We start from the raw sequence: 23,786 nt of genomic DNA, 5'->3' as shown, positions 1-23,786 counted from the left end.
AAGTTTTTCGAAGTAAATGGCGTGGACCGCAACGCAAGACTCAGGCAGTCTCGACGATCACCGGAACCGGGAACGGCTTCGCGCTTTCGCGCTCGGCCGGTGTCGCGGGACGAATCTGGCCGCGCTCTTCGACGAAAGTCACGTTGTCGTCGAGCTTGTCGCTGTTGACGAAATGGCGGAAACGCTTGCGGGTCTCGGGATCGGTGACGGCCTTCTTCCACTCGCATTCGTAGGTGTCCACGACGTTGCGCATATCCGCTTCCAGATCCGCGGCCAGTCCGAGCTTGTCGTGCACGACCACGTCGATCAGATAATCGAGGCCGCCTTCGAGGTTATCGCGCCACACGCTGGTGCGCTGCAGACGGTCGGCGGTGCGGACATAGAACATCAGGAAGCGGTCGATATAGCGCACCAGCGTCTCGCGATCCAGATCCGCCGCGAGCAGTTCGGCGTGACGCGGCTTCATGCCGCCATTGCCGCACACGTAGAGATTCCAGCCCTTTTCGGTGGCGATGATGCCGATGTCCTTGCCCTGCGCTTCCGCGCATTCACGCGTGCAGCCCGACACGCCGAACTTGATCTTGTGCGGCGAGCGCAGGCCCTTGTAGCGGTTTTCGAGCGCGACGGCGAGCCCGACGGAATCGCCCACGCCGTAGCGGCACCATGTGGAACCCACGCACGACTTCACCGTGCGCAGCGCCTTACCGTAGGCATGGCCGGATTCGAAGCCGGCTGCGATCAGTTCTTCCCAGATGAACGGCAACTGATCCACGCGCGCGCCGAACAGGTCGACACGCTGGCCGCCGGTGATCTTCGTATAGAGGCTGTATTTCTTCGCGACCTGGCCCACTGCGATAAGCCCTTCCGGCGTCACCTCGCCGCCCGGCATGCGCGGCACCACCGAATAGGTGCCGTCGCGCTGGATGTTGGCGAGGTAGTAATCGTTCGAGTCCTGCAGGCTCGCGTGATCTTTCTTGAGCACGAACTCGTTCCAGCAGGAAGCGAGAATATTGGCCACGGTCGGCTTGCAGATATCGCAGCCGAGGCCATGACCGTGTTTTTCGAGCAGCACGCCAAAGCTCTTGATGCCCTCCACGCGCACGATGTGATGCAGTTCCTGGCGCGAATACGGAAAGTGTTCGCAGACGTGGTTATTGACCGTCATGCCCTGCTTCTTCATTTCCGCCTTCATCACCTGGGTGACGAGCGGCACGCAGCCGCCGCACGAGGTGCCGGCACAGGTCGCGGTCTTGAGCGCGCCGATACTCGTGGCGCCCGCACCCACCGCCGCGCAGATCTCGCCCTTCGAGACGTTGTTGCACGAGCAGATTTGCGCGGCGTCGGGCAATGCATCGACGCCGAGGCCGGGTTTCGCCTTGCCGTCGCTCGATGGGAGAATCAGGAATTCCGGCGCCTCGGGCACTTCGATGCGGTTCAGCATCATCTGCAACAGCGTGCCGTATTCGGTGGCGTCGCCGACCATCACCGCGCCCAGCAGTTGCTTGCCGCAGTCGGACACCACCAGCTTCTTGTAGACCTGCTTGCGTTCGTCGCTGAATTGATAGGTGCGGCTGCCCGGCGTCTTGCCGTGTGCGTCGCCGATGCTCGCCACGTCCACGCCCATCAGCTTCAGTTTGGTGCTCATATCCGCACCGGCAAAGGCCGCCTGCTCGCCGAGCAATTGTTTTGCCGTGATGCGCGCCATGTCGTAACCCGGCGCGACGAGTCCGTACACCATGCCGTTCCAGGCCGCGCATTCGCCGATTGCGAAGATGTCGGGGTCGCTCGTGCGGCAGGTATCGTCGATCGCAATGCCGCCGCGCGGACCCAGTTCGAGACCGCAGGCGCGGGCAATTTCATCGCGCGGCCGGATGCCGGCGGAGAACACGATCATGTCGGCGTCGAGATGCGTGCCGTCGGCGAACTTCATGCGGTGCGTGCCGGCTTGGCCGTCGACGATCTCGAGCGTCTGCTTGCCCGTATGCACCTGCACACCCAGTTCTTCGATCTTGCCGCGCAAAACCCGTCCGCCGCCCTCATCCACTTGCACCGCCATCAGGCGCGGCGCGAATTCGACCACATGCGCGGCCAACCCCATATCGCGCAGCGCTTTGGCACATTCGAGCCCCAGCAGGCCGCCGCCCACCACCACGCCGGTTTTCGCGCGCGTGCCGCAAGCCTGCATGGCTTCGAGGTCTTCGATGGTGCGATACACGAAGCAGTCCTGACGATCGTTACCTGCGATCGGCGGCACGAACGGCGACGATCCGGTGGCGAGCACCAGCTTGTCGTAGGAAAGCGTCTCGCCCGTCGAGATGCGCACGGTGCGCGCCGCCCGGTCGACCGACAGCGCCTTCGCGTTGAGCTTGAGCAGCACGTTCTCGCGCTCGAAAAAGCCCGGCTTGACGAGCGACAGATCGTCCGCCGACTTGCCGGAAAAGAATTCGGACAGATGCACGCGGTCGTAGGCTGGACGCGACTCTTCGCACAGCACGGTAATGTGCAGCGCCGATTTCGCTTCGTCCACAAGGCATTCGAGGAGCTTGTGACCCACCATGCCATGGCCGATCACCACCACGTTCATGACCGGGGTCCCGTCCGCTTTCAGCTCGCTTTGTGGTCCGCTTAGTAGTCCGTTTTTCAGCTCAATTCGCGACATGATTTTCGTCCGGCAAATAAAAAAGCGTCCCGCGGATTCAATCGCCGATGCGACTGAATTCAGGGGACGCCGTTGTCCAAAAGCCCGTAATCCAAGAGGTGACTTTTGCTGCATGCTGGCCGGATCATCGTTGATCCGCCAGGCAGTGTTATGCAAAGGCTATGCCATCTACGCGAATTCGCGCGCCGGCCCCGCTGGCGGCGGGTGTTGCGGGCCGCCACCACGCCCGACCGCACGCCGCCTGGCGATGCATTTTGATGCGATAGAGCACAGTGCTGGTGCGCTGCAGCACCCGATCCGTGCAGCGCGCAATCTCACGCGCCGCTATCCGCCCGCACGCCGGCAGCCGAGAGCGGGCTCGACGCCACCGCCATGCTTTCACCCGGCAGCGCCCACTTGAGCCAGCGCGCCCGATGCAGCGCGACCAGCGCGAAAGCCAGCGCAGAGATTGCACCGAAGGTCGCAAAGCCCATCTGATAGCTGCCGGTGCTTTCCTTCGCCATTCCCATGATGACGGGCAGATAGAAGCCGCCGATGCCGCCGGCCGCGCCGATAATCCCCGACATCAAACCGGTCTTGCCCTTCCAGCGTTGCGGCACGAGCTGGAACGTCGCACCGTTGCCGAGCCCGAAGCACAGATACGTCGCGACCAACAATGCAATGCCGGCCGGCAACGGCGGCATCCATGCGGCGAAGGCGAAGTCGCACAGCGAGATGCCGGCGAGCAGCAGCACCAGCGCACGCACGCCCGAAATGCGATCGGCGATCAGGCCGCCCACCGGCCGCACCAGCGCACCGGTGAAAGCCAGCAGCGACATGAACAGACCCGCTTCGAGCTTGGGCAACTGATACAGCGACACCAGCAGCGTGGTCACATACGACGACATGCCGACGAAACCGCCGAACGTAATGCTGTAGACGAGCATCACCACCCACGTGTCGCTTTCCGCCAGCACGCTGCGATAGTGCTTCGGCAGCACCGCGATGGCGAGCAGCGCGCCCAGCACCGGCAACAACAGCACGCCGGTTTTGCCGCCGCCCAGCACACCCGCATGCACGGCGAGCACCAGCGCGATCAGCCCCGCCAGCGTGACGCAGAAGCTGCCGAACGCACGCGGCGCGCTGCCCGATTTCGGCCCGAGGTCCTTCGCCCAGAAGAACAGGGCGACGGCGGCGAGCGCCAGCAGCGGCAGCGCCGCGCCGGCTGCTTTGGCCCAGCCGAACTGGTCCGCGATGCTCGGGAACATGAAGCCGTCGAGCACCGCGCCGATGTTGCCCGCAGCAGCGAGGCCGAGCACCAGCCCCTGCACTTTCGGCGGATAGTTGCTGCCCGCCATGGGCAAGGCCACGGCGAAACTCGCGCCGCCCACGCCGAGAAATACGCCGAGCACCAGCAGCATCACGTAGGACGGCGGCGTCGGCGACAGCAGCAGAACGATCGACGGTAATGCCGAGAGCGCCACGCCGAGCAACGCGATGCGCCGGCCGTCATATGCCTGGTAGAGATTGCCGAGCGTCACGCGCAGAATCGCTGCGCCGAGCACAGGGACGGCGACGAGGAAGCCCAGTTCCGCGGGCGACATCGCGATGTCCTTGTGGATGAACGGGGCCAGCGGGCCGAACATCACCCACACGGTAAACCCGGTATCGAAGTATAAGAAGCACGCTAACAATGCACGCCAGTTGCCGCTCGTTAGCGAATTCAATAGATGTTTCATGGGTCTCTCTCGCAGGGTGATGACTATTGAAGAGCGCGGTCGGCACGGACGTGCCCACCTTGAGATGGAGCGCCGCGACGCGCTGCGGCGCCGCTCGCGCCGCGCGTATCGACGACGCTTTGGATCAGTTCGTCCATCTCTTTGATGATGTCCGCGAGCACGGTGGTGATCACCGCGAATTCGCGGCCGAACTTGCCGGCGCGCGCCGCCGAAATGCGTGCATTGAGCGCGACGATGTTGGCCTGCATCGAAATACTGCTGAGCCGCCCGGCGATATCCATCTGCCGCTTGGTGGCGGCGGCCTCGATGCCGCGCATCTCATGCTGATACGCGAGCGTGATCTCCTGCAGCAATTCGAGCAGTGGCGTGGCCTGGGTCACCAGCGCATCGACCTGCGACTGCGGCTCGTCACTGCCGGCTTCGATGCTCGACACGGCGCGTGCGGCAAGCGCGACGAACTGCTGGATGCGCTCGTCGGCCTTGCCTGCGCCGAAGTAGACCTCGCGCAACGCGGCCGAAAACACGCCGGGCAAGCGGTCGTTGCCGTGCACGAGTTCGGCGTGCGCCTGCGCGAAACTGGCGAGGCATGTCTTCAGCACCACGAGCGCCGCGGCGTCGCCCAGCGACGCGAGCAACGCATGCAGCACGATGCGCTGCGAGAGCATGCGCTGCCGCCCCGACAGGTTGATCAGCTCGCCGATCACCGGTCCGGAGACGGCGTCGGGGCTCGAATGGGTCTGCTGTTTCATCGTGAACGTCATCGTGAACGTGTGACTCGCCTGCACCGTGAATCCATAAACGAAGCGCAAAAAAAAGCGTCCCGAGTGCCTGGCGCACGCCGATTGCTCGGTGGCTTGCCAGGTACCCGGGACGCCGTTGTCCCTGCGGGCCGCTTCGCTTTAGTTGCGCGCAACCCTTCAAGTGTCAATTCGTTGAGGCCGCCATTGGCCCCGGTGCGTTGCAATGCAATAGGTATGCCATAGGGGCTTCGGCTGGTTGCGTCTGCAACGGAGTGCGGACGGTAGGCAGACCGGTGAGGCGCGGCCAAAGCCCTGCCGGATACGGCTTTCGGACAGGGTGGCAACGGACTTCGCGCGCAGCGCCGAACCCGGAAAAACACCCTCAAATGCAGGCTCGCTCGCATGGCGCCCTTGGCGGCCTAAGCCCCTTCGCAGCGCGGCGTGAATTGAGTTGGTGCAATTTTGTGGTGCGTCGCACCATGTTATGGCACTCCGGCGGGCGGCACCTGCCTTCCACCCGGCAGTATCCGCAAGCGAACCTCGCTGGTCGGTTCGCAAGCAGCAGGTCCATTCACGCGGTAACATCCGTACTCGCGCTTAAGCAAACACTGCAGAGCGTTCCCGCTTCCATATAGACGGCATGTCACAACATCCCAAGACAGTTCGCTCCCTCGTGATCGCCGCGGTGATGGCTTCGATGGCGATGGTCGCGATCGAAGCCACCATCGTCTCCACGGCGATGCCACAGATCGTCACGCAACTCGGCGGCCTGCATCTCTACAGCTGGGTGTTCTCCTCCTTCCTGCTCGCGCAGACCGCGATGACCGTCGTGTTCGGCAAGCTCGCGGACCTGTATGGCCGCAAGCCCGTCGTGCTGATCGGCATTGCGATTTTCCTGGTGGGCTCGGTGCTGGCCGGCTTCGCGTGGTCCATGCCGGCCATGATCGTGTTTCGCCTGATCCAGGGCGTGGGCGCCGGAGCGATCCAGCCGGTCACGCTGACCATCGTCGGCGATCTGTACCCGGCTCGCGAGCGCGGCAAGATCCAGGGCTATCTGGCGAGCGTATGGGCGATTGCCGCCGTAATCGGGCCGATGGCGGGCGGCTTGCTGATCCGCGATCTGTCGTGGGCTTGGATCTTCTGGATCAATATTCCTATCGGGCTCGCCTCGGCGGCCGGCTTCATCGCCTTCCTGCATGAGCACGAAAAGCATCAGCGGCCGTCCATCGACATCGCCGGCGCCACACTCTTCACGGTCTCCATCGGCGCGCTGATGATGGGCCTCACGGATGCCGGATCGTCGAGCAACGCGCTTGTCGCGTTCGAATTCGCCCTGTTCGTCGTATGCGGCGTCCTGTTCGTGCTACAGGAGCGCCGCGCCGCCGATCCGATGATTTCGTTCGCGCTGTGGGGTCACCGGCCCATTGCGGCGTGCAACGTCGCCACCGTGCTATCGGGCATGGCGCTGATGGGCCTGACCAGTTTTCTGCCGATGTATGTCCAGGGCGTGCTGGGCCGCTCGCCGGTGATAGCGGGTCTCGCGCTGACGATGATGATGGTCGGCTGGCCGAGCGGCGCCACCGTCGCCGCCCGCTCGTTTCATCTGCTCGGGCTGCGCCGCACGCTGATCGGCGGCAGCGCGTTTCTGCCGATCGGCGCCGTGTTCTTCGCCACGCTGACACCGGCCAGCACGCCGATGTTCGCCGGCATCGGTTCACTGGTGATGGGCTTCGGCATGGGGATTGTCAGCGTCAGCTCGCTCATCCTGATTCAGGAAATCGTCAAGCCGTTCGAGCGCGGCAGCGCCACCGCCTCCAACCTGTTCTCGCGCAATCTGGGCAGCACACTCGGCGCGGCGATGTTCGGCGCGGTGCTCAATTACGGGCTCGCTCATTCATCCACCGGTTCGTCGGCAACGGCAACGGTGGCGGTGACCGCCGACCAGTTGCGGCAGATCCTCGACGCCGCGCCGGGCAATGCAGCCGGCGGCGGCGCCGTGCGCTTCGCCTTGCATCAGTCGCTGCATCTGACCTTTGTGTCCATTCTGGTGATCTCGGTGCTCTCCGTCATTTCGGTGATGGTCGTGCCCGCCATCAAGCTCAGTCAGACGCGCCCCGCTTCGGCGAATTGAACCGGCTTAGGTCCAGGCCTTAAACCCAGGCCCTAAACCCGGGTCTTAACCCGCGACCTCAAACCGGCCGCTTCCAGCCGTTCACGTTATAAGCACGATTTGCGCAGGTCGGATAGACTTCAAAAAAACGCGCCGGACACTGGAACAGTACGAGACCTCAAAAATGCGGCATACGACTTTCGTTAATCCGCTTTAAACCGGTCTGTGCTCCGCAGTGAATTCAATTCTCTGACGAATATGCAAATGCGAATGGACCCCACCCGATTGCTGCATCTCCATCGTTGCGGAAATCAACAAACTCATTTGCCCCCAGACTCATACTCCGCACGGCCGTCTCACTCTAAAATGCCGTTCGTTATTCAAGCACCAGACTGATTGCGTATGTGGCCCGCTGCACAGCTGACGTGCGCGAAGGCCCCATACAGTGGTGACGCGTGCAATGGTTGCAAGCCGGGCCGTTGTGCGCGTGGTCATGCGTCGGACAAAAAAGCCTCTATATAAACAAGTCACTCGAGTCGTCGGAATCCCATGCGATCAACCAAAAAATCTCTGCAAAGAAAATTGGTCCGCACGCTGGCAGTTTGCGCTCTAACAATTGGCTCAGCGTCTGCCCACGCTGATCAGTTTGGAGTGCAATTTGCCGGTGGCGTCGCCGACCATGATGTAAAAAAGGCCGATCTCGGTTTTGTATGGGACCCAGGTTTAAGCTGGTGGGAAATCGGCGGCTTTCACTTTACCGTGGTCGGCGAAGCGCATGCGGCCTATTGGGACATTCGCGAAAGCAATGCCTCGCATCCGAATATCTGGGAATTCGGCCTGACGCCGGTATTCCGTTTCATCAAAAGCTCGGGCTGGATACGCCCGTATATCGAAGGCGGCGTGGGCGTGCGCCTGCTCTCGCATGTGCGCGAGACGGAGGATCGCACCTTCTCCTCGTCATTCCAGTTTGCCGACATGATCGGCGTGGGCGCCCAGTTCGGCGGCCGTCAGCAGTATCAGGCCGGGTTGCGCTTCCAGCATCTGTCGAACGCCGGCCTCGAACATCCCAACCCCGGCATCAACTTCAGCGAAGTCTATCTGCAGTACAACTTCTGACGCCGTAGCCGTGGCGGTGGCCGTGGCCGTATCCGCCGCGGCCCCTGTTGCGCGCCCGCGCGCCAATCAGCACAAGGTGTTCCGGATTGCGGGCCGCGCGTGCTATCGTTGTGTTGCATCCTGGGACGGTTCCCGCAGCCTCGGGGACCGAACGCAACTCATCGTAGCGAGTGTCGCCATGAGTGATGTACGCCTCCATCTGAGCCCACGCGACCGCGTGGAACTGCTGTGCTGGCTCACCTGCGGGAGCCTCGGCGCCTATTACCTCAATGAGACCTGGCCGGAACCGGCCTTTCACGTGCAGGCGGCTCACAAGTGGCTTGACCGGCACTTACGGGAAGCTGACTGGCTGAGCGTCGCGAAGTTATCCGCCCTCGCGCTGGAGATTGCCGGGCGGCATGCGCGCTTTGTCGAAGCCGAATGGGCGCGCGACGCCGTCGAAGAAATCCTCGATACCGACGACCTCAATTTCCAGGCCCGCCTCGTCACCCAGGTCCTGGCCGACTGCCAGTACGCGCTGGCCGACAAACGCATCGCGGACTGAGCCATACCCGGATGCATCTGACACGGCGGCGGCTGCGGTGCTGCATGTGCCTCGGCAGCAGGGTTTTCACGTAGCGAATCGTATAAGTACCTTACGCGCATTAATCAGCCATCCTGACTAACCGCGCCCGCCGCGCACGGCAAACATCAGACCACCGTCAATACTGCTACGCTATACGCGCAGACAGGCCGCCTCGCTCGCCCGACAAAACACGCCCCGCCATCCGAACGGAGCTCACATGAGACACCATCGCCCGCGCCCTCCGAGCTTCTCCGGCGAGCATTCGCATGCCGATCTGCGCGATCTGAGCCTGACGTTCGCGCCGCTCGCCATCTTCGTGGTGGTGGCGATCACGCTGGTGATCTGGCTGATAGACCCGGCGCCGCCGCATACCATCGTGATGAGCGCCGGCCCGCAAGACAGCTCGTTTTCACAGGCCGCCAACGAGTACAAAAAAATTCTCGCGCGCAACGGCGTCACGCTGAAGGTATTGCAATCGGACGGTTCGCTGCAGAACCTGAAGCGGCTGCTCGACCCCAAACAGCACGTGGATATCGCGCTCGTCCAGGGCGGCGTGGCGGATGGCCTCGACGTCTCCGCGCTGATGTCGCTCGGCAGCGTGTTTTATGCGCCGGTGGTGGTGTTCTATCGCGGCAGCGGCATCACGCGCCTCGCGCAGCTCGAAGGCAAACGCATCGCGATTGGCCGCGAAGGCAGCGGCACCCGCGACCTGGCGCTCAGGCTGCTGGCGGCAAACGGCATCAAACCGGGCGGCGACACCTCGCTCACGCCCGACGACGGCCTGCAGGCGGCCACCCGGCTGGTGTCGGGCGAGATCGACGCGGCCATCCTCAACGGCGACTCGGCGACCCGCACCCTGATGCTGCGGCTCCTGCACGTACCCGGCATCTCCGTGATGGACTTCCAGGAAGCCAGCGCCTATACGCGGCTCTTTCCGTATCTGGACGAGATCGACCTGCCGCCCGGCGTGCTCGACCTGGGACACCTGATTCCCGCCGACACCATCCATCTGATCAGCCCCACGGTGGAAATCGTCGCGCGCAGCAACCTGCATCCCGCCATCTCCGACCTGCTGATCGAAGCCGCCCAGGAGATTCACGGCACGGCCGGGCTGCTGCAGCACGCGGGACAATTCCCGAGTCCGGTGGCGCGCGAATACCCGGTCAGCGAAGACGCCCAGCGCTACTACAAGACCGGCAAGAGCTTCCTGTACCGCACCCTGCCGTTCTGGCTGGCGAGCGTGGGCGACCGCACGCTGGTTCTGCTGCTGCCGCTCGCGGTGCTGCTATTCCCGGCTTTGCGCCTGATTCCGGCGCTGTACCGCTGGCGGGTACGCTCGCGCATCTATCGCTACTATGGTTCGCTGATTGCGATCGAGCGGGCGGCGCTGAAGGGCCCCTCGCCATCCGAGCGCGAGGCGCTGTTCCAGGAACTGGACCAGATCGAGGACGCGCTCAACGGCCTGCACATGCCGCTCGCGTATGCGGATGCCTTCTACGTGCTGCGCGAACACGTGGGCTTCGTGCGTTCCCGCCTGAATCCAGCCTGATCACCGAAACAACACCGAAACATCACTAGGCGTCGGCGCGACTCCGGTGTATGTTGCCAACGTGCATTTAGGATCGCATCCTCGATCCAGCCCGCACGCGCCGACCGGAGCCTGTCATGATCAACCTCAGTGCGCTCGATCTCTCGCGATTGCAGTTCGCTTTCACGGTATCGTTTCACATCATCTTTCCCGCGATGAGCATTGGCCTCGCCAGCTTTATCGCGGTGCTCGAAGCCGCGTGGCTGATAACCGGCAAGCCGCACTACAAGGAACTGTGCCTGTTCTGGTCGAAGGTCTTTGCGATCGGCTTCGGCATGGGCGTGGTGTCGGGCGTCGTGATGGCTTATCAGTTCGGCACCAACTGGGCGGGCTTTTCGAAATTCGCCGGCCCGATCACCGGGCCGTTGCTGACCTACGAGGTCATGACGGCCTTCTTTCTGGAAGCGGGTTTCCTCGGCATCATGCTGTTTGGCTGGGAGCGCGTCGGACGCAAGGCTCACTTCGGCGCCACGCTGCTGGTGGCGCTCGGCACGCTGATCTCGACCTTCTGGATTCTCGCCTCCAACAGCTGGATGCAAACGCCGCAAGGCTTCAGCGTCGAGAATGGCCACGTCGTGCCGCTCGACTGGTTCAAGATCGTTTTCAATCCGTCGTTTCCGTACCGGCTCGCGCATATGGCGATTGCCGCGTTCATCGTCGGCGCGTTGCTGGTGGCGGCCGCCGGCGCATGGCATCTGCTGCGCGGCCGGCGCGATCCGGCGGTCAAGACCATGTTCTCGATGGCGCTGTGGCTATTGCTCGTGCTCGTGCCGATCCAGGCGCTGGTGGGCGACCAGCACGGCCTGAACACGCGCAAGTACCAGCCGGCGAAGATCGCCGCCATCGAAGGCCTGTGGGAAACCGAACACGGCGGCACCGCGCTCAATCTGATCGGCTTTCCGGACATGCAGGCGGAAGTCACGCGTTACGCGATCCAGATTCCGCATCTGGGCAGCCTGATCCTCACGCATTCGTGGGATGGCGAAATTCGCGGCCTGAAAGAGTTTCCCGCTGAAGACCGGCCGAATTCGTCGCTCATCTTCTGGACCTTTCGCATCATGGCCGGCCTCGGCATGCTGATGATCCTGCTGGCGCTGATCGGTCTGATCTTGCGCCGCGGCGGCCGGCTCTACGAAAACCGCCTGTTCCAGCGCAGCATGGTGGCGATGGGCCCGGCCGGCTTCATTACCCTGCTGGCCGGCTGGATCACCACCGAGGCGGGCCGCCAGCCGTGGGTGGTGTACGGCGTGTTGCGCACGGCGCAGGCGGTCTCGCCCGTCACGCAGCAGGACGTGAGCGTGTCGTTGATGATTTTCGTGATCGTCTATTTTCTGGTGTTCTGTACCGGCATTTTCTACATTCTCAAGCTGCTGCGCATCGGGCCGCCGCATGACGACATGGCGACGCGCCCCCCCTCGGGCGCCGACGCCAACAGCAGCGGCCGCCGGCCGCTCGCCGCGGTCGAGTGACAGGCAGCACGACAACAATGCACACAGCAGCCATTTCGCTTCATCCGAACCGGAGCACAGCATGGACGTGACGACTATCTGGGCCGCAATCATCGCCTTGGGACTGTTCATGTATGTCGCGCTCGACGGCTTCGATCTCGGCATCGGCCTGATCTTCCCGTTCTTCCCGGAAGAAGGCGAGCGCGATCTGATGATCGCCACCATCGCGCCCGTCTGGGACGGCAACGAGACCTGGCTGGTGCTCGGCGGCGCCGCGCTGTTCGCGGTGTTCCCCGACGTGTATTCGATCGTACTCTCGGCGCTCTATCTGCCCATTGTCACGATGCTGGTGTGCCTGATCTTTCGCGGCGTCTCCTTCGAGATCCGCGAGAAGGCCACTCGCACCCGGAACCTCTGGAACCTCGCCTTCATCGCCGGATCGGGCGGCGCCTCGTTCTTTCAGGGCGTGATTCTGGGCGCTTATCTGCAAGGCATTCCGGTGCACAACGGCGTATTCGCCGGGCCGTCGTTTTTCTGGCTGACGCCGTTCAGCTTGCTGACCGGCTTCGGCCTGATGGCGACCTATGCCCTGCTCGGCGCCTGCTGGCTGATCATGAAAACCGAAGGCGATCTGCAGCACCGTCTGCACGAAGTGGTGCGCCCGCTCACGTTTGTGCTGCTCGCCTTCATGGTGGTCGTCTCGATCTGGACGCCGCTCACCGACGCGAAAATCGCCCAGCGCTGGTTCGATTCGGGTTTGCTGTACCGCCTGCTGCCGGTGCCGTTTCTGGTGGTGGTGGCCGCGCTGTTCATGTTCCGCGCAATCCGCCGCCATCACGACAACACGCCTTTCTTGCTGGCGCTGCTGCTGGTGCTGCTGGGCTATGTCGGCCTGCTGGTGAGCATCTGGCCGTATGCGATCCCCAATGTCCTGACGCTGCAGGACGCCGCCGCGCCGCGTTCGAGCCAGCTCTTCACGCTGGTGGGCGCGGTGATCATCCTGCCGGTGATCATCATTTATACGACGCTCGGGTATCACGTGTTTCGCGGCAAGTCGGCGCCTGGCGCGAAGTATCACTGAACTCGACGGGACCCGCTGCAATGCGATTCTTCCGCTCTTCTATCCCGCGCGATTCGTCTGCGTCCGCGCCTGCGTCTGCCTCTGCGGCCGCTTCGGCGCCGCGCGCACAGGCTGCCCATGAAGCCGCGCATGGATGGCTCAGGCGTGCCGGCTGGTTCGTCGCCTTGTGGTGCGCCGGAGTGGCGGGCGCGCTGCTGCTGGCGCTGCCGTTTCGTCTCCTGATGCACGCCGCCATGCGCTGACGCGGCACCGCGCCCACTTCAGACATCGCAATCCGCTATCCTATGCGGATTCTTTTTTTCAGCCCCACGCCGTGCCCAGCCGGCACGCGCCGCGGCAAGGCTGATCGTCCGATCGCCGTTGCCCGGTCACGAAGGATTTTCCATGACGTCCAATACATCTGGCGCCGCTCCGCATGGCGGCGCCGTCCAGCTCACTCGCGGTCTGACCGCGATGTTCGCCTTCTGTTGCGGCGCGATCGTCGCCAATCTGTATTACGCCCAGCCGATCACCGAGCTGATCGCGCCGGATATCCACATGGCCGGCGGCACGGCCAGCCTGATCGTCTCGCTCACGCAGATCGGCTACGCGCTCGGCCTGTTCTTTCTCGTGCCGCTTGGCGACCTGCTGGAAAACCGCAAGCTGATGATCACCACGGCGCTGGTTTCGATCGTGAGTCTTTCGCTCGCCACCGTCACGCGTCAGCCGGGCGCGTTCCTCGCGGTGTCCCTGCTGGTGGGCTTCAGTTCGGTGGCCGTGCAGATCCTGATTCCGCTTGCCGCGCATCTTGCGCCCGACGAATCGCGCGGCCGCGTGGTCGGCAATATCATGAGCGGCCTGCTGCTCGGCATCCTGCTGTCGCGGCCGATTTCGAGCGTAATCGCCGGGCATTTCGGCTGGCGCGTCGTGTTCGGTTACGCCGCGGTCCTGATGGCGATTGTCACCACCGTGCTGGCGTTGACCATCCCGCCGCGGCAGCCGTCGCACCAGGCGACCTACTTCCAGTTGATCCACTCGCTCGGCGAGCTGGTCGCCACGTTGCCGGTGCTGCGGCATCGGGCGCTTTATCAGGGCCTGATGTTCGGCACGTTCAGCCTGTTCTGGACCGCTGTGCCGATCGAGCTGACGCGTCACTACGGCTTATCGCAAAACGCGATCGCCCTGTTTGCACTGGTCGGCGCGATTGGCGCCACTTCGGCGCCGATCGCAGGACGGCTCGCGGACGCCGGCCATTCGGTGCGCGCGACCTTGATCGCGCTAGTGGTCGGCGCGCTCGCCTTCACGCCCGGACTGATTCATCCGGCCTGGGGCGTGGGCGGGCTCGTCGTGACCGGCGTGGTGCTCGATTTTGCCGTGCAGATGAACATGGTGCTCGGCCAGCGCGAAATTTACGCGCTGCATGCCGCGAGCCGCAATCGTCTGAATGCGCTGTATATGACGAGTATTTTTGTCGGCGGGGCGATCGGCTCGGCGCTGGCGAGCACGCTTTACGACCATGGTGGCTGGACCTTGACCGCGCTGGTGGCAAGCGTGTTCCCGCTGCTGGCGCTGCTGCACTATCTCGCCGTCGGCAGATCGGTGGCGGCAGCGGCCACCTGAAGCAAAGGCCCGGCGCAAGCCGGGCATGCGGAATGCTGCATTACACGGATCCAGGGCTGCGGCGTCCCTGCTGCGCCTCGCGGGCCGGAGCAAAAAGCCGCTCCCCCGCAGTCATCTGGCGGTCAAATCAGGGTAGGATTCTTGGCTACCCTCCATCCGTCCCGCCGTCAGGAACCCCATGCCGAGTCCACACGCGGTCAGCGCCACGCTGACTGCCCGCCTTTGTCAGATATTTGACAAGCGGCATGCATCATGACCACGCCGGCACGGTTTCCGATCGTCGGCGTCGGCGCTTCAGCGGGCGGAATCGAGGCATTGGAAGGGTTTTTCCGCGGCCTGCCCGAGGCGCCGGGTGTGGCTATCGTGATCGTCACGCATCTCGCACCGGCGCGCGACAGCCTGCTGCATGAGATCGTCGCCCGCTATACGGGTCTGCCCGTGCAGGTGGCGGCGGATGGCCTGCTCATCCAGAAAGACCATGTCTACGTGCTGCCCTCCGACGTCATGCTGACTGTCGAACAGCGCTGTCTGCGCATTCATCCGCAAAACGCGTTGCAGCGCGAGCGCAAACCCATCGACGTGTTTTTCGGCTCGCTCGCGGACGACCAGGGCGAACTGGCGGTGTGCGCCGTGCTCTCCGGCGGCGACTCGGACGGCACGCTCGGCCTGAAGGCCATCAAGGAGCGCGGCGGCCTGACGCTGGCGCAGACCGCCGGCAGCTTCGGCCCGCAGCATGCCAGCATGCCCGACAGCGCCATCGCCACCGGTTTGGTGGACTACGCGCTGCCGGTCGAAGACATGGGCCGCAAGCTCGCGGAGTTCGCCGGCAGCGGCTATGTGCTCGACGACATCCCGTTCAGCGCCAGCGCCCACGACGATCTGCAAAAACTCGAACACACCCGCGCGGAAATCTACGGCATTCTGCGCGGCCAGATCGGCCACGATTTCAGCGGCTACAAGTCCAACACTTTCATGCGGCGGGTGCAGCGGCGCATGCAAGTCGTGCAGATCGGCGAACTCGATGCCTACGTCGGCTATCTGCGCGAGCATCAGCAGGAAGTGAGCGCGCTGTTTCGTGACCTGCTCATCAACGTGACCCACTTCTTTCGCGACGCACAGGCCTTCGACACGCTCGCCGCGATGGTCGTGCCGAAGCTCTTCGAAGACCGTGGCGCCCAGGACATCGTGCGGGTCTGGGTGCCTGGCTGCGCCACCGGTGAAGAGGTGTATTCGCTGGCCATTCTGCTGCGCGAGCAGATGGACACGCTCGCCGTCGTGCCGCGCGTGCAGATTTTCGCCACGGATATCGACGATCAGGCGCTCGCCGTCGCGCGCGCCGCACGCTACCCCGGCGCGTTGCTCGACAGCGTGTCGCTCGCACGGCGCGAGCGTTTTTTCATCGCCGACGGCGGCAGCTTCGCCGTGGCCAAGGAAGTCCGCGACCTGTGCATCTTCTCGCCGCACAACGTCGCGCGCGACCCGCCCTTTTCCCGCATCGATCTGGTTTCCTGCCGCAATCTGCTGATCTATTTCGGCCTCGACCTGCAAGGCCAGGTGATTCCGACCTTTCACTACGCGTTGCGCCCGGAAGGCTTTCTGTTCCTCGGTACCTCGGAAAGCGTGAGCCAGTTCGACGACCTGTTCGTGCCGCTCGATAAAAAGCAGCGGATTTTCCTGCGCCGTTCGGACGTCATGCCGCGCGTGCGGCTGCCGCTCATGGTGGCGGCGCTGCAGCCGGGGCAAACCCGCGAACTCGCGCCACGACGCCCGCCGCCCAGCAGCGCGGCCATGCGCCAGATGGTCGACACCCAGGTGCTCGACCGCTTTGCACCGCCCCATGTGGTGGTGAATCGCGAGGGCGACGTCGTCTATTATTCGGCGCGCACCGGCAAGTATCTGGAAGCCGCGGCCGGCATGCCGACGCAGCAGATCTTCACGATGGCCCGTAAAGGCGTGCGGCTCGAACTGCGCACGGTGTTCCGCGAAGCGGTGGAGTCGGGACGCACGGTGACGCGCGACGGCATCGCGATCGAGGAAGAGGACGGCCGCGTGCAGATGCTCAGCCTGACGGTCGAGCCGCTCAGCAGCCTGGCTGGCGCCGATCCGCTGTATCTGGTGCTGTTCGTCGACCAGGGTCCGATACTGAGCCGCGAAGAGGCGCTCAGCCGCGCCCGCGCTACCACCGCAGGCACCGCGCTGCAGATGGAGCGCGAGTTGCGCGAGACGCGCGAGCGCCTGCAATCGATGATCGAGGAATACGAAACCGCGCTCGAAGAGCTGAAGTCCTCGAATGAGGAACTCGTCTCGGTCAACGAGGAACTGCAGTCGACCAACGAGGAAATGGAAGCCTCCAGAGAGGAACTGGTTTCCCTCAACGAGGAATTGCATACCGTCAATACCGAGCTGAACGGCAAGATCGAAGCGCTCGACCGCGCCCGCAACGATCTGCAGAACCTATTCGACAGCACGGCCGTGGCCACGGTGTTTCTCGACAGCGAACTGGTGATTCGCAGCTTCACGCCGGCCATGTCGGAAGTGTTCAACATCCGCCCGGCCGACCGCGGCCGACCCATCACCGACCTGGCGAGCCGCCTGCGCCTGAGCGCCTTCGACGAGGCGATCGCCGGCGTGGTGGCCAGCGGCGAGGTGATCGAAAACCGCGTCGACAGCGAAGACCGCCAGAGCCATTACCTCGTGCGCCTCGCGCCCTATCGCGACGGCGACGCACGCGCCGACGGCGTGGTGGTCACGTTTCTGAACGTCACCAACCTGACGCACGCCGAGCAGCGGCAGAAACTGCTGGTGGCGGAATTGCAGCACCGCACCCGAAATCTGCTGGCGGTGGTCGAGTCCATCGCCTTGCAAACACTCGGCAAAGGCGCGCCGCTGGAAGCCTTTACGACGCGCCTCGGCGCACTCGGGCGTCTGCAGGGCCTGCTCGGCAAAGCCACGGGCGAGCAGATCGAACTGGAAGAGATTGTCCGTTCGGAAATCGCGACGATTGCCGGCGAAGCCGCCGACAAGGTCGCAATCTCAGGGCCGACGGTGCCGCTCGGCCTCGAATACGTGCAGAACATTGCGCTGGCGATTCACGAGCTCACCACCAATGCGGTGAAATACGGCGCGCTCAAAAGCGATGCGGGCGACCTGGAAATCAACTGGCGAATCGAAAACGAGCAGCAGGAGCATTCCTTGCTGGTTCTCGAGTGGCGGGAGAGCGGTTTGCCCGAGCCGCCGGAATCGACGCGGCGCGGTTACGGGCGCCAACTGATCGAACAGGCTCTGCCGTTTTCGCTGCGCGCCAAGGCTGAACTCGTGTTCGGCGAAGACGGCATTTCATGCCGCATCGCCATGCCGTTCAGACCGGGCCGGCGCCCACTCAATTAAAGCAATGGGAGACCACCATGGGACCAGGCGCTGAGTTGCAGGGCCGCCGCATTCTCGTGGTGGAAGACGATTTCCTCGTGGCGCAGGGTTTGTGCGGGTTGCTCGAAGAAGCCGGCGCGACGGTCGTCGGGCCGTTGGGCTGGGCCGACGAAGCGCTGAAGTTCGTCCACGCGCATCTGGACAAGTTCGATAGCGCGGTGCTCGATGTCGATCTGCACGGCGAAAAGTCCTATCCGATCGCGGACTGGCTCGCCACGCGCGAAGTCCGCTTCGTATTCACCACCGGCTATGGCGCCGACGCGCTCGACTCCGGCTATCTGCACTATCCCCGCTGCGAAAAGCCGTTCGACGTGCGCATGCTGTTTCAGGCGCTAACCCGTAGCGCGTGAGCGGCGAGCGGTGAGCGGTGAGCGACCCGGCGGATATGCCGGTGCGTCCGCGCCGGAGTTTTGTCCTTGTTGACGCCTTCCGACCCCGCGTTCAGAATCCGGCGTGTCGAGACTCCTGGGCTAGACACGCATGTCGCACATCCCCGAAGCTGCACACCCACTGCCCGCCACATGCCCTAACTGCGAGGCGCCGGTGCATGGGCCGTATTGCGCGCAATGCGGCCAGGAGACGGTCCACGAAATGCCCACCCTGCGCGAATTCGCGCATCAATATCTGCATCACTACGTCGCCGCGGAAGGCAAGCTCTTGCCCACCGTCAAGCTGTTGCTGCTCAAACCGGGGCAACTGACGCTCGAATATCTCGCGGGCCGGCGGCGCCGTTATGTGATGCCGCTGCCGCTTTACGTCACCTTCAGCTTTCTGTTTTTCCTGCTGCTCGGCTGGTCCGGCGCGATGACTCACACGCATCCCGTCTATATCGACAACCAGCCCGTCGCGCATCCCACCCAGGCGCTGGCCGCGCTCGCAGCGTCCGATTCCGATGCCGACGAGAAGCGGATACTGAGCTTCGCCAGCAGCGTGATGAGCGTGTTCGACCAGCCCGAGAAGGTCGCGGCATTCAGCGAGCACATGCTGCACCGCCTGCCCTATGCGGTGTTCGTGCTGATGCCGGTATTTGCCGCGATGTGCGCGTTGCTCTACCGTCGCCGGCGCCAGCATTACGGCATGCACCTGCTCTTCACGGTGCATCTGCATGCGTTCATTTTCGCGGTGTTTCTGTTCTGCCTGATACCGGGTCTCGGCGCCTACGCGGCGTGGTCGATGCCGGCGATTCTGGCGTACCTGGTGGTGGCGCTCAAGCGTGTTTATGGCGGCCGCTGGTGGCCTCAGGCACTGCGCGCGGTGCTGCTGGGCGCCTGCTACGCCGTGATCAGCAGCCTCGCGCTCGCGGTCGTGACCTTTGTTTCGAGCGGGGTCGACTGGCATCTTTCGTAGGGCTGCTGTGCTGCGCCGATAGGCCCGATAGTCTGATAGCGGCCTATGGCCCGCCATACAGCCCTTTAGCCCCCTGGACTTTAGCTGCCGACTTTAGCCCTCGAATTAGCCCCTGATTTAGCGCGATAGCACGCCGTGGACACAGCCTGCGGCCGCCGCGCCCAAGGTGCGCCCTCGCGGCTAGAACTGGACAATAAAGCGCGTACCCGAAGCCAGCCGGCTCACCGTCAGCCCCCACTCATGGGCGAGCGCAATTTCCTTGCAGATGGCGAGGCCCAGGCCCGCGCCGTCGTGTTTCGCGCCGGGCGCGCGCCAGAAGCGCTTGAACAGAAACGGCAGATGCTCCTCGTGAATGCCGGGCCCTTCGTCGCTGACCTCGATCGAAGCCGCGCCCACCACCAGCCACACGCTGCTGTTCGGCGTCGACACGTTGAGCGCGTTCTCGACAATATTCTTCAGCAGAATGAAAAGCGCGCTGCGGTCCGCCCATACCGACGCCGGCGCCTCGTGCGTATCCAGTTCGAGCCGGACGCGCTTCGCGTCGGCCTTGCGTCCGAGATACGCCAACACGTCGCGCGCCACTTCGGCGCTGCTGATCTCGCCGAAGGTGAAGTTCTGCGCCTCGCTGACTTCGGCCAGATGCAACAACTGCCGCACCTGGCGCGCCATCAGGTCGATCTCGCGCAGCAGCATGTCCTTGTCCGCGATGTCGGGCTGCAACTCGATCTGTCCGCGCACCAGCGTGAGCGGGGTCTGCAGTTCGTGGGCCGCCGAGGCGAGAAACTGCTGCTGCACCATGAAGCCGTTTTCGAGCCTGCCGAGCGCCTCGTTAAAGCCCTGGATCAGCGGTTTGATCTCGCCCGGCACGCCTTGCAGCGACAGACGCGTTTTCAGGTTGCGCGGCGTGATCAGCGCGGCCGCGCTCGATGCCTCGCGCAGCGGCCTGAGGACCCGGTGCACGGTGATCGTCAGGGTCAGCGCGAAAATGATCGCCGCGATCACGATGATGGTCCGTACCGTGCCGGGGATCTGCCGGACCTTCGTGCCGATCATCGCATCGACGAGACGCGCGCTGGTGGCGGTCTGGGCATAGAAACGCGCGCTGCCATGCGGGATCTCGAGCGTCGTGATGTCGAACGGCCGGCCGCCGATCACCACCCGCTCGCTGCGATCGAGCACCGTGGCGAGGTCGCCGGGAATCCACGGCGTACCGTCGCGCGTGGTGGAAGAAGCGAGCAGCACGTGACCGGCGGCATCCGAGACACGGTAGCTGATCTCGGTGGGCGCCGCGTTGAAAATCCAGGCCTGCGTCTCGGTCAGCCGGACGGCCACCGGACGCCCCGCGCCGTCGAAGCGCAGCGCGCTCGCCACCTGACGCGTCTGCAACATCTGTTCGCGGCGCCCGAGCATCTTCTCCGGATAGTGATTGAAGGTGTAGGTCACGATCATGGTGATCACGCTCAGCGAGAGCGCGAGCGCGATGATGCTGGTCACCCACAGCCGCGCGGACAGGCTTCGGATCCAGTTTTCAATCATGGCAAATGAGCGTGGCAAATGAGCATGGCGGATGAGCAGGTCAAGATGGCGTGGCGGACGCCGCCTGCAGCGCGAAGCCCGCGCCACGGATATTGGCGAGCCGGGTCGTGGTGCCCACCGCCGTCAGCTTCTTGCGCAGCCGATGCACGGTTACCTCCAGCGCGTTGGGCGTCACCGCCTCGCCGAGGCCCCAGGCGGCGTGTTCGAGCGCCGCATGCCGCACCGTCTGACCCGCGGCCTTCACGAGGCACAGCAGGACCTGCAATTCGGCCTGAGCGAGCGAAACCGAGCGCGCGGCACAGCGCATGGCGTGCTGTTGCGGATCGACGGTGAGGTCCGCGTATGCGGCCACCAGCGTGGTCAGCGCCGGTGGCCGCCGCATCAGCGTGCGCACCCGGGCCACCAGTTCACTCATGGCAAACGGCTTGGTGACGTAGTCGTCGGCGCCGCTTTCCAGTCCGTCCACCCGGTCGTGCAAGGCGTCGCGCGCGGTCAGCATCAGGCAGGGCGTCATCTGGCCGGCCGCGCGCAAGCCGCGCAGAAACGCCAGGCCGTCGCCGTCCGGCAGGCCGCGATCGACGATCAGCACGGCGTAGTCCGCGTGAGCGACGCCATAGCGGGCTTCGGAGAGCGTGTGAAACAGATCGGCTTCGATGCCCGCGGCCGCGAGCGCCTGGCGCAGCATCTGGGCGAGGCGCTCGTGGTCTTCGACAATCGCAACTCGCGACATGGCGCTGCGCTCATTTGAATTGATAAACGTAGCCGAGTCTGGCCGCGGGAATATAACTGTGTCCGACAATCGGGCTGTCGCTGATGCCGTTCGTGAAATGCGACACGCCGAGGTCCAGCACCACTTTCTGGCTGCGCGTGATGTTGTAGTTCAGGCGCGTGCCGACCGACGCGTCGTAGGCGGCGCGGCCAGTGTACTCGGGTCGCCCGGCGCGCGCCTCCGAGGCCCGCACGCCGTAATAGTAATCGACATAGTCGCTGCTCAGCCATTCGACCCCGGCGTAGGGTTCGACGCTGAAGCGGCCGAAATCGAACAATTTGCTGTAGTCGACCCTCGCCCGCTCGCCACGGTTGCCGCCTAGCAGATAGTCGGCCGAGAGCGTGCCGAAGGCGCTTTTCCATGCGACCGCCGGACCGTACCAGAACGTGCCGTCGCGGTTCTCCATGCCATTCAGGATGTGGGCGTCGTCATTGCGGTAGCCATCGCCGATCGCGTATTGGCCGCGCAAGGCGAAGCTCAGGCCGTCCCATTTGCCGATCTTCAGGTCGACCGAGGTGCCGAACGCGTGAATCCATTTGTCGTCGAAGGCGATCAGCGGAATCGGCGTGAACTTCGTCTTGCCATCCTTGTACGGCGAGCTCGAAATACCGGCGCCGATTCCCAGGCCCCAATGGGTCACATTGGTGGCGTTGCTCAATACGGTGAGGCCGGAATCGTCCGCGCCGGGCTGAGTGGCGGACTGGACGTCAGGCGCGCCGTCGGCCCACGCGCCGCCCGCATGCAGCAGGACGCACGCCGCGGCCAGCAACGCCGGATACCGGCGATAGAAAGTTCTTTTCACAGTCGTTCCTGAAGTGATGGGATGAAACGGCATCGACTTTAGGGGCGGCTGACTTACCGCTCACTTACCAACCAGTTACCAAACGGCTATCAACCGGTTATTGCCGGGTACTCGCCCGGTTGCCGGGTGCCTGTAGCTGATTAAGCGCGAAGTGGCCGCGGCCACCGGATTGCCGGTAGGTCCTGGCGGTAAGCCTCGGGTAAGTCACGCGCGGGCAAGATGAGCGCCTTTACGCGGCTCTTATCGCCCTCTTACCGCCCTCTTACCGCCGAGATTACGCAAGGCCACACGGCAAGCCGCGCGTGCCGGGCGTCAAACGCGTTGCAAGGCGCTTACGGTTATTACCGTCCATTGCAGCCTCGCGTGGCCTTTGCACGTCAAGCGCAGTGGCCGCGCGCGGCGCGGCTCGCTGGACGCTAATACGAAAAATTTCAGCCGTTAATCTTGTTGCACTTACGTAACTCAAAAGCGAAACGGGAGCGCTAAAGTGAAGCTGTCTCTTCTCCCTGATTTGGAGGTCAATATGAAAAGCAAACTGTTAGTCAGCCTCGGACTCGGGGCTCTGATCCTCGGGGCGTCGCAAATGGCCAATGCGGGTGTTTCCGTCGGGCTGAATTTCGCGGCGCCGGTGTATGTGGCCCCCGCCCCCGTCTACGTGGCGCCGCCGCCGGTGTACGCGCCGCCTCCGCCGCCGGCCGTGGTCGCCTATCAGCCAGTGCCGGTGGTCGCGCCGAGCTTCGTGATCGGCTGGCACGGCGGCAACTACTGGGACGGGCGTCGCTGGTGGTCCCGTCACGACTACTACGCGCATCGTCACTGGTAAAACCAGACGCGTGACGATTAGCCGGGCGAGCCCACCCCAGCGAAGCGGGTGCTCGCCCTCCTGCCTTTGCTTCTTCTCCCCTCGTTTCTTCCCGCCGCCACCGCGCCTGCTGCGCGTCTCGCCCTCGCCGTTCGTTCCCCGCATTTCATTCAGATTCTCCCTTGCTGAAAGGAAGAATCGGTAATCCGTAGGTAATCAGCACTGCTTGCCGTTGTCCTAGACTCGCTCTCCAATGTCGTCCGGAGCGCCCTCATGTCACAGCCGTCTGCCCTGGCAATTCACTTTCCTGCCAGCCCATATGAACTTTGAAACACTGTCGGCCCGCTGCGCCCGCGCGCTGACATTTATCGGCCTGAGCGTCACCGCAGTCTCGGCTTTTGCCACCGACTCATTTGTGGTTCGCGACATTCGGCTCGAAGGCTTGCAACGCGTCGAACCGAACACCGTTTTCTCGTACCT

General features: G+C 63.9%; 18 protein-coding genes. 12 read left to right on the top strand and 6 right to left on the bottom strand.

The genetic code is table 11. The features are described from left to right. Positions 1-40: 40 nt before the first annotated feature. From nirB to FQ755_RS23690, 3 genes are all read right to left on the bottom strand, one after another. Positions 41-2,584 (bottom strand): nitrite reductase large subunit NirB, encoded by a 2,544-nt coding sequence (nirB, locus tag FQ755_RS23700; protein ID WP_144157473.1) that lies wholly within the window; start codon positions 2,582-2,584, stop codon positions 41-43. Positions 2,585-2,973: 389 nt separating this feature from the next. Then, positions 2,974-4,377, bottom strand: a complete 1,404-nt coding sequence (locus FQ755_RS23695) for an MFS transporter (RefSeq protein WP_144157455.1) — start codon at positions 4,375-4,377, stop codon at positions 2,974-2,976. Positions 4,378-4,400: 23 nt separating this feature from the next. After that, on the bottom strand, positions 4,401-5,126 hold the full coding sequence (locus FQ755_RS23690; RefSeq protein ID WP_144157454.1) for a type IV pili methyl-accepting chemotaxis transducer N-terminal domain-containing protein: 726 nt from the start codon (positions 5,124-5,126) through the stop codon (positions 4,401-4,403). Positions 5,127-5,757: 631 nt separating this feature from the next. Here FQ755_RS23690 and FQ755_RS23685 point away from each other — a divergent pair. From FQ755_RS23685 to FQ755_RS23635, 11 genes are all read left to right on the top strand, one after another. Further along, on the top strand, positions 5,758-7,248 hold the full coding sequence (locus FQ755_RS23685) for an MDR family MFS transporter (RefSeq protein ID WP_144157453.1): 1,491 nt from the start codon (positions 5,758-5,760) through the stop codon (positions 7,246-7,248). 528 nt (positions 7,249-7,776) lie between these two features. Next, entirely contained in the window at positions 7,777-8,343 is a 567-nt protein-coding gene (locus tag FQ755_RS23680; RefSeq protein WP_144157452.1) for an acyloxyacyl hydrolase, read from the top strand. A gap of 178 nt (positions 8,344-8,521) precedes the next feature. Beyond that, positions 8,522-8,887, top strand: coding sequence for a hypothetical protein (locus FQ755_RS23675; RefSeq protein ID WP_144157451.1), 366 nt, complete (start codon positions 8,522-8,524; stop codon positions 8,885-8,887). Positions 8,888-9,125: 238 nt separating this feature from the next. Further along, a complete protein-coding gene (locus FQ755_RS23670) occupies positions 9,126-10,457 on the top strand; it encodes a TAXI family TRAP transporter solute-binding subunit (protein ID WP_144157450.1) in 1,332 nt (443 codons plus the stop codon). A 116-nt stretch (positions 10,458-10,573) separates the two neighbouring features. Beyond that, positions 10,574-11,965, top strand: coding sequence for a cytochrome ubiquinol oxidase subunit I (locus FQ755_RS23665; RefSeq protein WP_144157449.1), 1,392 nt, complete (start codon positions 10,574-10,576; stop codon positions 11,963-11,965). A gap of 61 nt (positions 11,966-12,026) precedes the next feature. After that, positions 12,027-13,025: a cytochrome d ubiquinol oxidase subunit II gene (gene cydB, locus FQ755_RS23660; RefSeq protein WP_144157448.1), complete on the top strand. Its 999-nt coding sequence runs from the start codon at positions 12,027-12,029 to the stop codon at positions 13,023-13,025. 20 nt (positions 13,026-13,045) lie between these two features. Next, positions 13,046-13,267 carry a DUF2474 family protein gene (locus FQ755_RS23655; RefSeq protein ID WP_144157447.1) on the top strand — a complete coding sequence of 74 codons (222 nt, stop codon included), beginning with the start codon at positions 13,046-13,048 and terminating at the stop codon, positions 13,265-13,267. Positions 13,268-13,409: 142 nt separating this feature from the next. Then, positions 13,410-14,624, top strand: coding sequence for an MFS transporter (locus tag FQ755_RS23650; RefSeq protein ID WP_144157446.1), 1,215 nt, complete (start codon positions 13,410-13,412; stop codon positions 14,622-14,624). 252 nt (positions 14,625-14,876) lie between these two features. Further along, positions 14,877-18,011 carry a CheR family methyltransferase gene (locus FQ755_RS23645; protein ID WP_144157445.1) on the top strand — a complete coding sequence of 1,045 codons (3,135 nt, stop codon included), beginning with the start codon at positions 14,877-14,879 and terminating at the stop codon, positions 18,009-18,011. A 17-nt stretch (positions 18,012-18,028) separates the two neighbouring features. After that, positions 18,029-18,400, top strand: a complete 372-nt coding sequence (locus tag FQ755_RS23640; protein WP_144157444.1) for a response regulator — start codon at positions 18,029-18,031, stop codon at positions 18,398-18,400. 241 nt (positions 18,401-18,641) lie between these two features. Then, a complete protein-coding gene (locus tag FQ755_RS23635) occupies positions 18,642-19,397 on the top strand; it encodes a DUF3667 domain-containing protein (protein ID WP_186308642.1) in 756 nt (251 codons plus the stop codon). Between the two features lie 180 nt (positions 19,398-19,577). Here FQ755_RS23635 and FQ755_RS23630 read toward each other — a convergent pair whose 3' ends face one another. Genes FQ755_RS23630 through FQ755_RS23620 form a run of 3 tightly spaced genes read right to left on the bottom strand, consistent with a single transcriptional unit; the run spans position 19,578 to position 22,504 of the window. Further along, entirely contained in the window at positions 19,578-20,933 is a 1,356-nt protein-coding gene (locus FQ755_RS23630; protein WP_144157442.1) for a sensor histidine kinase, read from the bottom strand. A 40-nt stretch (positions 20,934-20,973) separates the two neighbouring features. Continuing rightward, positions 20,974-21,663 carry a response regulator transcription factor gene (locus FQ755_RS23625; protein WP_144157441.1) on the bottom strand — a complete coding sequence of 230 codons (690 nt, stop codon included), beginning with the start codon at positions 21,661-21,663 and terminating at the stop codon, positions 20,974-20,976. 10 nt (positions 21,664-21,673) lie between these two features. Further along, positions 21,674-22,504, bottom strand: coding sequence for a MipA/OmpV family protein (locus FQ755_RS23620; RefSeq protein ID WP_260858819.1), 831 nt, complete (start codon positions 22,502-22,504; stop codon positions 21,674-21,676). 523 nt (positions 22,505-23,027) lie between these two features. Here FQ755_RS23620 and FQ755_RS23615 point away from each other — a divergent pair. Next, on the top strand, positions 23,028-23,327 hold the full coding sequence (locus FQ755_RS23615) for a hypothetical protein (RefSeq protein ID WP_144157439.1): 300 nt from the start codon (positions 23,028-23,030) through the stop codon (positions 23,325-23,327). Positions 23,328-23,786 lie beyond the last annotated feature (459 nt).

This window comes from Paraburkholderia sp. BCC1885, from assembly GCF_900996235.1.
Lineage (GTDB): Bacteria > Pseudomonadota > Gammaproteobacteria > Burkholderiales > Burkholderiaceae > Paraburkholderia.
Note: the sequence above shows the minus strand (reverse complement) of the source record. Positions and strands in the feature narration are given on the sequence as shown.